Genomic DNA, 13,429 nt, shown 5'->3' on the forward strand with positions numbered 1-13,429 from the left:
TTGTTTTATGAAACAGGAACCGACTTTGCACACCCCACTTGGCATTTCCGGCAAAATTGCTGCAGCATTCCAAAATAGTGCGATCACCCCATTATTAGCACTACTTGGGCTGCTATTGGGATTGTTCGCTATTCTGGTGACACCAAAGGAAGAAGAACCGCAAATTGATGTCACTTTTGCCGATGTTTTTATTCCCTTTCCCGGTGCGACGCCAACTGAGGTTGAAAACTTAGTCACTCTCCCTGCCGAGCAAGTGATTTCCGAAATAAAGGGAATAGATACCCTTTATTCTTTTTCCCAACCCGACGGCGCATTGATCATTGTGATCTTTAAAGTTGGCGTCGCACGTAACGATGCCATTGTTAGCCTGTATAACCAAATTTATTCCAATATGGATAAATTGCCCCAAGGCGCAGGTGTGGGAGAACCGCTGATCAAACCACGAGGCATAGATGATGTCCCAATTGTTAGCCTAACCCTCTGGTCGAAGGATAAAAACACATCCGCTGAAGAACTGACTCATGTGGCATTAGGATTAGAAACTGAGATTAAACGTATTCCTGGCACTCGTGAAATCTATACTGTTGGTCAACATAATATTGTGGCCAATGTGCGGATCGATCCTGCCAAAATGAATAGCTATAACCTCACCTACGACACACTCAGGCAAAGTCTTAACGATAATAACCATATTTCGATGCCAGTCTCGATGGTGCAAGGTAATCAAGAAATTAAAGTTCAAGCGGGTCAATTTTTACAATCGATCGATGATATTAAGCAGTTAGTGGTCAGTGTCTATAAAGATAAAAATGGCAAAAGTATCCCCATTTATTTAGCGGACATTGCCGATATTACGTTAAAGAGTGATATCCCCACACAGAACGTCTGGCATGGAAATAAAACCGATATTTACCCCGCGGTGACAATCGCTATTGGCAAACAACCGGGACAGAATGCCGTTGATATTGCCGATGCGATATTGGATCGTATCGCCAAGGTCAACAATGTGCTGATACCCGCGAATGTGGACGTTACCGTTTCTCGAAACTATGGCGAAACCGCCGCAGATAAATCTAACACACTTATTTTAAAGCTCATTTTTGCAACAAGTGCGGTGGTGATGTTGGTATTCTTAACGATGGGCGCCCGTGAATCCTTAGTGGTAGGCGTGGCCATTATTATCACACTCGCGATCACCCTTTTCGCATCTTGGGCATGGGGATTTACCTTAAATCGAGTGTCATTATTCGCCTTAATTTTCTCGATTGGGATTTTGGTCGATGATGCCATCGTCGTGGTAGAAAACATTCACAGGCATATGGCGCTCGGCAAAAAATCCTTTAGTGAGCTTATTCCGATTGCCGTAGATGAGGTCGGCGGCCCAACCATTCTGGCCACTTTTACCGTAATAGCCGCATTATTACCGATGGCATTTGTCTCGGGTCTTATGGGCCCTTATATGAGTCCGATACCGATTAATGCCAGTATGGGGATGCTTATCTCCCTCGTGGTGGCCTTTATTGTCACGCCTTGGCTGAGTCGTAAACTGCTTAAAAGCCATGCGAATCATCCGGCCCAGAATGGTGAAAAAGCTGACAACAAAATGGTGCGTTTTTTTACTCATCTTATCAGCCCGTTTTTACTCGGTAAAAATGCACGTAAAGCAAGGATAGGCTTAGCCGCAGGCGTCTTTGTGCTGATTGGTATTGCCGTCGCGCTGCCCATTGCGCAACTTGTTGTCCTTAAAATGCTGCCCTTTGACAACAAATCTGAATTCCAAGTGATGGTGGATATGCCTGAAGGTACGCCAGTAGAGCAAACCCAAAGGGTGCTGCAAGATTTGAGTCGCTACCTTACCACTGTGCCTGAAGTTGAACATGTACAATTATATGCTGGCACTAACGCACCGATGAATTTCAATGGCTTAGTGCGCCACTACTTCCTGCGTAACAGCCAAGAACTTGGCGATATCCAAGTCAATCTCGTGGATAAAAAACATCGCAAACGTGATAGTCACAGCATTGCGACATCGGTGAGGGATGAGTTGCAACAAATAGGCAAACCCTATCAAGCCAATATTAAAGTGGTAGAAGTGCCGCCAGGGCCACCCGTTTGGTCTCCCATAGTGGCAGAAGTGTATGGTCCGAGTGCCGCTATCCGTGAACAGGCAGCCTATGACTTACAAGCACTCTTTCATGAAACCAAAGATGTTGTAGACATTGATATCTTTTTGCCTGCTGCCCAGCAAAAATGGCAAGTGATGATCGATCGCAGTAAAGCCAGTCTGATGGCGGTTCCCTATAGCAATATCGTCGATCTTATTGCCACCTCAGTTGGTGGTAAAGACGTGAGTTACTTACATCAAGCCCGACAAAAACAACCTGTTCCAATTCGCTTGCAACTCAAAGAAGGTGCAAAAGTCGATTTAGAGCAAGTGCTGAATATGAAACTACAGAGCCAAACGGGGCAATCTGTCCCGATCTCAGAACTTGTCACCATTAAACGTGGCAAGATTGATGTGCCTATTATCCACAAAAATATGGTCCCTATGGTCATGGTGATTGCAGATATGTCAGGGCCACTAGATAGCCCACTTTACGGTATGTTTGATATGGCGGGTAATATTGATAGCGTAGATGGTTTAGGGTTTGATCAACATTATATCCATCAACCTACGGGGCTAGACTCAATCGCCGTGCTTTGGGACGGCGAATGGAAAATCACATACGAAACCTTTAGAGATATGGGTATTGCCTATGCCGTTGGCATGATAGCCATTTATTTACTCGTTGTGGCCCAGTTTAAATCCTATCTTGTGCCACTCGTTATTATGGCCCCTATCCCACTGACTATCATTGGGGTAATGCCAGGACATGCCTTACTCGGAGCACAATTTACGGCAACATCCATGATAGGCATGATAGCGCTGGCGGGGATCATTGTGCGTAACTCAATACTATTGGTCGATTTTATCAATCAAGAGACAGCGTCTGGCGTGCCCTTTGAGCAAGCGGTTATCCACTCTGGTGCAGTGCGAGCAAAACCCATAATGCTGACGGCATTAGCAGCCATGATAGGTGCACTGTTTATTCTTGACGATCCTATATTCAACGGACTAGCGATAAGCCTCATCTTTGGTATTTTTATTTCTACCCTATTGACGCTTATTGTGATCCCAGTGCTGTACTACGCAGCAATGAAAAATCGAATAAACAAAATTGAAACAATAGCTTAATCACAATACTGGCAGTATAACCCTGCCTCAAGGAGTAAAATATGTCTTTAGAACGCAGCATAATGGCTTTTGCCGGATTGATGGTATTACTGTCATTAGTGTTAACCGCCTATGTGCACCACAACTTCCTCTGGTTAACCGCCTTTGTTGGCGCTAATCTATTTCAAAGTGCTTTCACCGGTTTTTGCCCTGCCGCCATAGTGTTACGTAAATTAGGGGTAAAATCAGAGGCTGAAATCGCTAAACAATCTTAATCAAGATATGATCTTTCTAGGAGGAGTCGACGTGATCCACAAACTGATGCATCGCGGTCAGGGTCTGCTGTACATGGCATTATTTAGCCTATTTTTAGTACCATTAATGACAAAGGCCACAGAGCTAGCTCCCACTTTGGCATGGGAGAAAATAGTGGCCGGCGCCATGGTGCTCGATGTGAGAACGCCTGAAGAATTTGCAGAGGGGCATCTCGCCAATGCCGTTAATATTCCTTTTGAGCAAGTAACACAAGAATTTATGAATCGAGGTATACCTAAAGATACGCCTGTTGTACTGTATTGCCGCAGTGGTCGACGAAGTGGTATCGCCGTAGCCGATTTAGTTGCAGCAGGATACACCCAAGCCTTTGATGCTGGTGCCTATCAGAGTTTAATCGAAGCCCGAAGATAGTGGAGAATACTTTTACTGCTTAAAAGCGCCTTATGATGGCGCTTTTTTATCGCGCTTATTTTCCTTACCGTGCAAAATCAGTGACTCCTTTGTTGTGGGCCAATAAATTGGCATATGCCACACCATTGACTACAAATTGCAGCAAGAAAGCATAATGGGGTCGTCTCAGAAAACGGAAAATAAAGCACGCTAAGCCGGTGGCAGCGGTCGCAATGGCCTGAACTTCCCCGCACCGACCTTGGCACTGCTGCGCCATAGGTAATCGCCGGTCAGGTTGATATGCTCCCACCCCAGCGGTGACAGATATTGCAGCAACGTGTCGTCCAGCGCCTTGCCGTGGGCACGCAAAGCACTGGTGGCACGCTCCAGATAGACCGTGTTCCACAACACGATGGCCGCCGTCACCAGATTGAGGCCGCTGGCCCGGTAGCGCTGCTGCTCAAAACTGCGGTCGCGGATTTCACCCAATCGGTAGAAAAAGACGGCCCTGGCCAGCGCGTTGCGCGCCTCGCCCTTATTCAGCCCCGCATGGACGCGGCGGCGCAGCTCCACGCTTTGCAGCCAATCCAGAATGAACAGCGTGCGCTCGATGCGCCCCAGCTCGCGCAGGGCGACGGCCAAGCCGTTTTGGCGCGGATAGCTGCCGAGCTTGCGCAGCATCAGCGAGGCCGTCACCGTGCCCTGCTTGATCGAAGTGGCCAGCCGTAGGATTTCATCCCAATGAGCGCGAATAGCCTTGATGTTCAGCCTGTCGCTGCTAATCATCGGCTTGAGTGCATCGTAGGCAGTATCGCCCTTGGGAATGAACAGCTTGGTGTCGCCCAGGTCGCGGATGCGCGGCGCGAACCGGAATCCCAGAAAGTGCATCAGGCCGAACACATGATCGGTGAAGCCCGCTGTGTCGGTGTAGTGTTCCTCGATACGCAAGTCAGACTCGTGGTACAGCAGGCCATCGAGCACATAGGTCGAGTCGCGCAAGCCGACGTTGACCACCTTGGCGCTGAAAGGCGCGTATTGGTCGGATATGTGAGTGTAGAAAGTCCGTCCTGGGCTGCTGCCATATTTCGGGTTGATGTGTCCCGTGCTCTCGGCCTTGCTACCAGTTCTGAAATTCTGGCCATCTGACGATGATGTGGTGCCATCGCCCCAGTTTTCGGCGAAAGGTTGTCGAAACTGCGCATTCACCAGCTCGGCCAGTGCCGTCGAATACGTTTCATCCCGGATGTGCCAAGCTTGCAGCCACGACAGTTTGGCGTAGGTCGTGCCAGGGCAGGACTCAGCCATTTTGGTGAGTCCAAGATTGATGCCATCAGCCAGGATAGTCGTCAGCAGCAAGGTTTTGTCCTTGGCCGTGTCGCCGGTCTTCAGGTGCGTGAAATGCCGGGTGAAGCCTGTCCACTCATCAACTTCCATCAGCAGTTCGGTAATTTTTACGTGTGGCAGCAGCATCGCCGACTGGTCGATTATGGCTTGTGCAGTCTCCGGCACTGCCGCGTCCAGCGGCGTGATCTTCAGGCCGGACTCGGTAATGATGGCATCCGGCAGATCATTGGCCGCAGCCATGCGGTTGACGGTGGCAAGCTGCAGTTCCAGCAATGCCAGTCGGCCGTGCAAATACTGATCGCAATCGGTGGCCACTGCTAGCGGCAATTCGTTGCCCAGCTTCAAGGTGGTGAATTTCTCGACCGGTACTAGGTACTCATCGAAGTCCTTGAACTGCCGCGAACCCTGCACCCAGACATCTCCTGAGCGCAGCGCGTTCTTCAGCTCCGACAGGGCGCACAGCTCGTAGTAACGCCGGTCAATGCCATCGTCCGTGAGCACCAATTTGGCCCAGCGCGGTTTGATGAATACGGTCGGCGCGTCGGCGGGCACCTTGCGGGCGTTGTCGCTATTCATATCGCGAAGCACCTCGATGGCATCGAGTACGCCCTTGGCGGCTGGCGCCGCCCGAAGCTTGAGTACGTCCAGGAACTGCGGCGCGTAACGGCGCAACGTAGCGTAGCTTTCACCGATGCGATGCAGAAAGTCGAAACTCTCCGGTTGCGCGAGCTTTTGCGCCTCCGTGACGCTGGCTGCGAAGGTATCCCACGGCATTACTGCCTCGATGGCGGCGAACGGATCGCCGCCGCTCTGTTTGGCTTCCAGCAAGGCTTGGCCGATGCGGCCATACATCCGCACCTTGTCATTGATCGCCTTACCGGAAGCCTGAAACTGCTGCTGATGCTTGTTTTTGGCGGCGTTAAATAGTTTGCCAATGATGCGGTCGTGCAGGTCGATGATTTCGTCGGTGACGGTAGCTATGCCTTCAATGGCCAGCGAAACCAGAGTGGCATAGCGTCGTTGCACCTCGAATTTGGCCAAGTCGGCGGGTGTCATCTGTCCGCCCTCTCGGGCGATCTTGAGCAGGCGGTTCTGGTGAACTTGTCGCTCGATGCCTGCGGGAAGGTCAAGCGCCTGCCAAGCCTTGAGGCGCTCGATATGTTCAAGCATATGCCGAGAGTTCGGCTTGATGGGCGACTGGCGCAGCCATGCCAGCCACGTCAATTTGCTGCCGTCCTTGCGCTTGAGAAGTTCATCTAGGCGCTGACGGTGGTGCGACAACAAAGAATCGGTCAACGCCGCGTAAATTCGCCGGTTGGCACGGGTGATGGCCTCGGCGCTCGCGCGCTCGATGGCATTCATGGCGGGCAGGATGATGCTCTGCCGCCGCAGGTTTTCGACAAGGGCGCTGGCCAGCACAATGCCTTTGTCGGTCTGCAAGGCCAGTTCGGTCAATGTATGGACGGCTTGCCGGTAGTGGCTCATGGTGAAGGGCTTGAATCCGAACACCGTTTGCAACTCAACCAAGTGCTCCCGCCGTGTCTGCTCGCGCTGACCATACTCGTTCCAGCTTTCCACTGGCACCTTGAGTTGTGCGGCCACCATGCGCAACAAGGGCTGAAACGGAAGCTCATCGATGCCCAAAAAGATGCCGGGAAATCGTAAGTAGCAAAGTTGCACAGCGAAGCCCAATCGATTTGCGGGGCCACGGTGCTGGCGGATGATCGACAGATCAGTCTCGTTGAACGTGTACTGCCGGATCAGTTCGTCTTTGGCATCTGGCAGTGCCAGCAGGCTTTCGCGTTCGGTGGCGGACAGGATTGAGCGGCGCGGCATGGTCAGTCCTCCCGCAGGTACTGGTACAGGGTTTCGCGGCTGATGCCGAAGTCACGGGCCACCAAGGTTTTTTGATCGCCAGCCGCGACTCGCCGTTTCAACTCGGTAATCTGTTCGCTGTTTAGCGATTTCTTTCGTCCCCGGTAGGCGCCACGCTGTTTGGCAAGCGCGATCCCCTCGCGCTGGCGTTCGCGGATCAGTGCGCGCTCGAACTCCGCAAAAGCCCCCATGACCGACAGCATCAGGTTGGCCATCGGTGAGTCATCGCCGGTGAACGCCAGCCCTTCTTTAACAAACTCCATGCGCACGCCTCGTTGTGTCAGCCCCTGAACGATGCGGCGCAGGTCATCAAGGTTGCGTGCCAGCCTGTCCATACTGTGCACCACCACGGTATCACCCTCGCGGACGAAGGCCAGCAGCCTTTCAAGTTCGGGACGTTGCGTGTCCTTGCCGGAAGCCTTATCGGTGAAGACCTTACCGACATCGATTTGCTCCAGTTGCCGATCAGGGTTCTGGTCGAAGCTGCTGACGCGGACATAGCCAATGCGTTGACCTTGCAAGATGCCTCCAAAGGTGAAAGTGTCAGGATGAAATCTATTACCCTTGGCAGCTTGTGTCAATAAATGCAAACTGTAATTCTATTCTGACGTAGTTTGCGCCCAGCATCTGACATCAGGTTAGGGTATAGCCTTAACTGACACCACCTCCCAGGGCCTGATATAAAGCAACACTATCGACTAGGCGTTGTGCCTGGGCCGCAACCATATTGATCCGGATTGACTGTGCCTGTTGCTGCGCGATGAGCAGTTGCAGGTAGCTGGCCGCGCCCAGCCGGTATTGCCGCTCGACCGACTGCAATGAGGCCTGTGCAGCCATATCAGCGGCAGCGAGGGCAGTCAAAGTTTGTGCATCGCTTTCCACCGCGCGCAGGGTGTCGGCGACGTTACGCAAAGACTCCAATACGACGCTCTGGTAATTGGCTGCGGCGGCATCAAAAGCGGCGAGCGCCGCTCTTTTTTCAGCGGGTAGCCCTGGATTAAAAAGAGGCTGGGTGAGCTGCGCAACCAGGCCCCACACTGCCGAGCCACCACCGAACAGGGCACCGGTGGTCAGCGCTTGAGAGCCAAGGTTGGCGCTCAGGTTGATCTGTGGGTAGAGCTTGGCGACAGCCACACCATAGTCTGCATTGGCCGCATGCAACAGCGCCTCTGACGCCTGGATATCCGGTCGGCGGCGCACCAGTTCTGAGGGCACGACGAGCGGCATCTCGACGGGCAGAGTGAAATCGGCCAGAGTGAAGGCCGGGATGCCACCCGTGCCTGGGGCACGACCGGCTAGCACCGCCAGTAGATGTTCGGTTTGTTGCAGTTGTTTACGCAGCGCAGGCAGTTCTGCCCGCGTTTGCTCCGCCTGAGCTTGTAGGCTCAACGCTTCATCAGGTGAGGCCTGACCGATACGCACGCGTTCATGGGCTAGGCGCAGTTGCTCATCCTGCACGCGCAAAATGGCAGTAGTGGTTTCTAGTTGCGCGGCGAGGCGTGCTCGGGTAATGGCAGCGGTTGCCATGTTGCCGGCAAGGGCCAGGCGCGCAGCATTCAGTTCGAAGCGACGGTAGTCGGCGCGAGCAGCCAAGGCTTCGAGTGCGCGCCGGTTGCCGCCAGCCAGATCGAGGTTGTAATGCACGCCAACGCTGGCGTTGTAGAGGCTGAATTGACGTGCGTCTCCGCTCAACCCTTGGCTACTGGGACTCATTTGCTGGCGCTGAGATCCCAGTGCGACATCTACCTGTGGATATTGCGTCGAGCCCGCCTGTGCGGCAAGAAGCTCCTGCGCCTGTCGCAAATTGGCGCTGATGCTCGCCAGCGTCGGGCTGACATGGAAAGCTTCGTTTATCAGTCCGTCGAGTGCGGATGAACCCAAGCTTTGCCACCATTGCGTTTCGATCGGAAGCCCTTCGACTAGACGTTGTGTTTCGCCGAACTGCGTGGGAGCGGACACGGTTCTATCAGCTACCGGTGTTGCAGTGTAGCGAGCCACATCGGGTGCGGTGGGACGCTGAAAATCAGGGCCGGCGGCGCAGCCGGCCAGACCGGCGGTGACCAGACCAGCTACCAGGTAAGTTGCCGCAAGCCGTCTTTCGAGGCTGATGGGGCGCTGGCATGTTTTAGCGTGCTCCATAAAAATGCTCCACGAAAGGTTTACGGAAAGCTTGGTGGCAGCCCAAGCAGCTTTCCTGCACGTGGGCGAATGATTGGATCACCGCCTTGCCGTCGCTGCTCGCAGCAGCCAGCTTCATGGCCAGCGCCGCCTCGTGAGTCTGCGCGTCAAAGTTTCTGAACTTGGTCGCATCAGCGCCGAGGTAAGCAAGGATGCGCATTTTTTCAGTAAGCGGTGGCTCGGGGTGTGCAGCAACTTTTGGGGCGAGCTGAACGACCTGAACCCATTCCTCCTGCGAAATCGCACCGGTAATAGCCTGCATGTTGCGCCCGAGTTCCTGCATGATCTTGCGTAGCGCCAGTGGCTCAACCTGGGTAGCGTCACCAGCCCAAGCTGGCAACTGAAAACCCCATAAAAGCAGGCAGGCCGTAACGGTCAGGGTGATAGTTCCAAATGCGTGGCTGTGTTTGCGGTGGGTCATGAAATTCTCCTGTAATTCAATCGTTCTCTCATTCGAACTCCCGCCCTTCGCCAGCTTCCTCATGGGTCACGCCGTCGCGGATGTGGTAGATGCGCTTGAATGTGGGGATGATCTTTTCGTCATGGGTGACGACGATGATGGCGGTCTCGAACTTCCGGGCCATGTCGTTGAGGATGCGGATTACAGCCATGGCGCGCTCGGAATCCAGCGGCGCAGTGGGTTCATCGGCCAGGATCACCGGCGGACGATTGACCAGTCCGCGCGCGATGGCGACCCGTTGCTGCTCGCCACCGGAGAGTTGCGAGGGCATTGCGCGAGCTCGGTGTTGCACATCAAGCGCTGTGAGCAATTCCAGTGCCTTCGCGCGCGACTCTCCATTCGCGACGCCTGCAAGCATCGGCAGCAGCGCCACGTTGTCGGTGACATCGAGAAACGGAATCAGGTACGGCGCCTGGAAAACGAAACCGATCTTGTCACGCCGTAAGGCGCGCAGGTCGCGGACTTTCCAGCCATCGGCGTAGATCACTTCATCGCCCAGCGTCATGCGACCGGCGGTCGGTTCGATCACCGCACCCAGACACTTGAGCAGCGTGCTCTTGCCGGACCCGGAAGGGCCGATCAGTCCCACCACTTCACCAGGCGCAACATGCATATTCACGTCTCTCAAGGCAAAGACAGCGGTGTCACCATCGCCATACCGCTTGCTTAAACTTTCGATGTGTATCCCTTTGCCACTCATCTCAACCTCCAATGGCTTCGGCCGGATCGACCTTGAGTGCCATGCGAATGGCGACGAGGCTAGCTAGAACGCAGATCACGAGCACGGCAAAAAAACCGGCGACAGAATCCATTGGCGTGAGCAGGACATATTTTGGAAAAGCCGGTGCTGAAAAGGTGGCTGTGATCTTGCCGACCACGAAGCCAATCACGCCCAGGGCGAGCGCCTGCTGCATGATCATCGCGGCGATGGTTCGGTTGCGTGTGCCGATGAGCTTCAACACCGCGATCTCACGGATTTTGTCCATCGTCAGCGAATAGATGATGAAGGCAACGATGGCCGCGCTAACGATGGCCAGAATCACAAGGAACATGCCGATCTGCTTGGCCGAGGTGGCGATCAGCTTGCCGACGAGGATGTCTTCCATCTGTGCCCGGGTGTAGACCGTCAAACGCTTCCAGCGCTGGATGGATTCGGCAACCTCGTCCGGCGCATGACCAGGTTTCAGAGTGACCAGCACGGCATTGACGAACGCGTTGCTGCTCTGTGAAGCAATCACGGCATCCAGCAAACCTGGATCACCGGGTCGATTGAAGACCGGGTTGGCTTCGGTGCGACGCCGGCTTTGCCAGATGGCATCGTTGTCCTTGAGGAACTGGGCCTCCTGGGCATCTTTGAGCGGAATGAATACCATCGGGTCGCCGCTGGACGACACCATGCGCCGTGTCAGCCCCACGACGGTGTAATGATTGCGGCGAATGGCAAGACGATCTCCCAGTTTGAAGCCGGTGGCGATGTCGGCCACAGCCTCGTAGTGACCGCGCGTGATCTGGCGTCCAGCGACGAGATAAGGAGGCCATCCGGGTGTAGCCCCCAACGCACCGGGCGCGATGCCGACCACCATGGTGCGTACATCACTCTCGCCCTTGCGTACCTGCATGGTCAGGTAGGTCGCGTTCGCTGCCTGTGAGACTCCCGGCATGGCGAGAATGGCGCGATACACGTCATCGTTGAGGCTGGACGACTCCGCATAAGGACCCAGAGTATCCTTTTGCACCACCCAAAGGTCAGCGCCACTGTTGTCGAGCAACGCCTTGCCGTCGTCCACCATGCCTCGGTACACCCCAGCCATGACTAGGGTGACGCCGATCAGCAGACCCAGACCGATGCCGGTGAAGACGAATTTCCCCCAGGCATGGAGAATGTCGCGGCCGGCCAGGCTGATCATCGTGAAACTCCCGGGATATGCTCGACCACATGGATGCGGCTGCGCGCCGTCAGTGCCTTTTCGCTATAGGTCACAACCTGGTCCCCATTCTTGAGCCCTTCGCGCACCTGCACGTAACCATTGAGGTCGGAAGTGCCGAGCTTGACCGGGGAGAAATGCAGATCACCATCCACGATTTGCCAGACACCAACTTTATCGCCTTCACGCTGGACGGCAGCGTTGGGGATCAGTGGAGCGGCCGGGAGCGCCGGCAAGTCAACCGTGACTTCGGCCAGTTCACCCACTGGTGGCAAAGGTTCTGGTTTGTTATCAAATGTCACCTTGGCAAGCGTTTCCTCGGTTACCGCGTCGGCCTTGAGTTCCACCCGCAGCACGCGACCTTTCAAGGTCTGGCCACCACGCGAACGAAGGACGATACGGGTCGGCAGCCCCCCAGCCAGCCCCGATGCGCTGATCTGGTCGAAGCGCACATTGATCCACAAACTCTTGGGGTCGATCACCTCCACCACGGCCTGGCCCGCGACGATGGTCGTGCCGGGATCGGCATCGCGCACGGCGACTACACCGTCGACCGGCGCGATCAGGCGCAGATTGCTCCGCTGCGCGACGAGTCCTTCGCGGTCGGAGCGTACCCGGGCAATATCTTCCCGAGCGGCGGATAGGGCGGCATCGGCGATCTGCAGTTCCTGCCGCTTGGTGGTGACGATTTCCTCGCTGGTCGAGCGCACCGCAAACAATTGCTCATAGCGGCGCGCCTGGGTTTGCGCGTAGGCTTGCCGGGCTTCTGCCTCGCGCAAAGCCGCTTCCGCCCGCTTGAATACCGACTCCTGTGAGCGCACCCGATCATCGAGGTCGACCGGCTCCATCTCGCCGAGCACCTGTCCGGCCTTGACCTGGTCGCCTACATGCACCTCCAGGCGTTTGACGCGCCCGGCAAACGTCGGCCCGATCTTGTAGGTGTAGCGCGCCTCCACCGTGCCGATGCCGAACAGCGCCGGTGTGATAGCCCGTGATTCAACGCTTGCCACCGTCACAGCGACCGGGGCGAGCGGCCCTGATCGCAGACCGACATAAATAAAAAGCACCAGCAAAGGAATGATGACGGCAAGCAGCGCCAGGGTGCGGCCTTGCAAGGGTAACTTTTTCATTGCGCACTCCTTATGCCACGCCGATAAATTGCAAAGACGCGCGGCGCATCGCGGTGCATACGTCCCACATCACCCGCCAACAGCGATTGCATGACCAAGCCCTGGATCGTGCCAATGAACAGCGTTGCCGCCGCCTCGTTGTCAAGCGAGGGAGACAACTCGCCGCTGGCCTTGCCTTTCTCGATGAGACGATGCAAACGTTCGCCGTAGCGCTGAATCAAGGTTTGCACCATGCGCTTGGCCGGTGTCGATTCGGCACGCTGAAGCTCACCAAACATCATTCTTGGCACGCCTGGGTGCTCAGCTACGAATTCGATATGACTCATGAACATCGCCTCCATGGCTGCCAAGGGCGACTCGATTCCTTGTGCGGATCGATCGATTCTGGCTAATAGGCGCTCTGCTACCCACTCCATGACCGCCTGCCAAATAGCTTCCTTGTTCGGGAAGTGCCGAAACAGCGCACCCTGGGTCAAGTTCATGTGTTTAGCGATAGCCGCAGTGGTTATCTCGCTTGGGTTTTGTGAACCGGCAAGTGCCACGACGGACTCGACAGTTACGGCACGACGCTCATCGGCCGGCAGATGCTTTGGATGGGTGTCCACGAGCACTCCTTTTAAGATAGTAATTGATTACT

11 protein-coding genes are annotated in these 13,429 nt (G+C 54.9%); 3 read left to right on the forward strand and 8 right to left on the reverse strand.

Annotated features, from left to right (window positions below; genetic code table 11):
• The first annotated feature begins 7 nt into the window (after window positions 1–7).
• From MZ182_RS12430 to MZ182_RS12440, 3 genes are read left to right on the forward strand one after another with little or no spacing between them, the layout of a single operon-like run.
• On the forward strand, window positions 8–3,235 hold the full coding sequence (locus MZ182_RS12430; protein ID WP_248069686.1) for an efflux RND transporter permease subunit: 3,228 nt from the start codon (window positions 8–10) through the stop codon (window positions 3,233–3,235).
• A gap of 41 nt (window positions 3,236–3,276) precedes the next feature.
• Window positions 3,277–3,489 (forward strand): DUF2892 domain-containing protein, encoded by a 213-nt coding sequence (locus tag MZ182_RS12435; protein ID WP_011788872.1) that lies wholly within the window; start codon window positions 3,277–3,279, stop codon window positions 3,487–3,489.
• Window positions 3,490–3,520: 31 nt separating this feature from the next.
• Entirely contained in the window at window positions 3,521–3,901 is a 381-nt protein-coding gene (locus tag MZ182_RS12440) for a rhodanese-like domain-containing protein (protein WP_041408159.1), read from the forward strand.
• A gap of 189 nt (window positions 3,902–4,090) precedes the next feature.
• Here the strand turns inward: MZ182_RS12440 and MZ182_RS12445 are convergent, their stop codons facing one another.
• From MZ182_RS12445 to MZ182_RS12480, 8 genes are all read right to left on the reverse strand, one after another.
• Window positions 4,091–7,060 (reverse strand): Tn3 family transposase, encoded by a 2,970-nt coding sequence (locus MZ182_RS12445; protein WP_218996753.1) that lies wholly within the window; start codon window positions 7,058–7,060, stop codon window positions 4,091–4,093.
• Window positions 7,061–7,062: 2 nt separating this feature from the next.
• Window positions 7,063–7,620 carry a recombinase family protein gene (locus tag MZ182_RS12450; RefSeq protein WP_034377874.1) on the reverse strand — a complete coding sequence of 186 codons (558 nt, stop codon included), beginning with the start codon at window positions 7,618–7,620 and terminating at the stop codon, window positions 7,063–7,065.
• A gap of 130 nt (window positions 7,621–7,750) precedes the next feature.
• On the reverse strand, window positions 7,751–9,238 hold the full coding sequence (locus MZ182_RS12455) for an efflux transporter outer membrane subunit (protein ID WP_248114722.1): 1,488 nt from the start codon (window positions 9,236–9,238) through the stop codon (window positions 7,751–7,753).
• Window positions 9,225–9,698 carry a cytochrome c gene (locus MZ182_RS12460; protein WP_003056106.1) on the reverse strand — a complete coding sequence of 158 codons (474 nt, stop codon included), beginning with the start codon at window positions 9,696–9,698 and terminating at the stop codon, window positions 9,225–9,227. The genes MZ182_RS12455 and MZ182_RS12460 overlap by 14 nt, the downstream gene beginning before the upstream one ends.
• 28 nt (window positions 9,699–9,726) lie before the next feature.
• Entirely contained in the window at window positions 9,727–10,437 is a 711-nt protein-coding gene (locus tag MZ182_RS12465) for an ABC transporter ATP-binding protein (protein ID WP_004393997.1), read from the reverse strand.
• 1 nt (window position 10,438) lies between these two features.
• Window positions 10,439–11,644, reverse strand: a complete 1,206-nt coding sequence (locus tag MZ182_RS12470) for an ABC transporter permease (RefSeq protein WP_004393995.1) — start codon at window positions 11,642–11,644, stop codon at window positions 10,439–10,441.
• A complete protein-coding gene (locus MZ182_RS12475; RefSeq protein ID WP_248084965.1) occupies window positions 11,641–12,792 on the reverse strand; it encodes an efflux RND transporter periplasmic adaptor subunit in 1,152 nt (383 codons plus the stop codon). The genes MZ182_RS12470 and MZ182_RS12475 overlap by 4 nt, the downstream gene beginning before the upstream one ends.
• Window positions 12,789–13,397: a TetR/AcrR family transcriptional regulator gene (locus MZ182_RS12480; RefSeq protein ID WP_004393990.1), complete on the reverse strand. Its 609-nt coding sequence runs from the start codon at window positions 13,395–13,397 to the stop codon at window positions 12,789–12,791. Before MZ182_RS12480 ends, MZ182_RS12475 begins: the two co-directional genes overlap by 4 nt.
• Window positions 13,398–13,429: the final 32 nt, after the last annotated feature.

The organism is Shewanella sp. JNE2 (assembly GCF_023159115.1).
GTDB classification, from domain to species: Bacteria; Pseudomonadota; Gammaproteobacteria; order Enterobacterales; family Shewanellaceae; genus Shewanella; species Shewanella putrefaciens.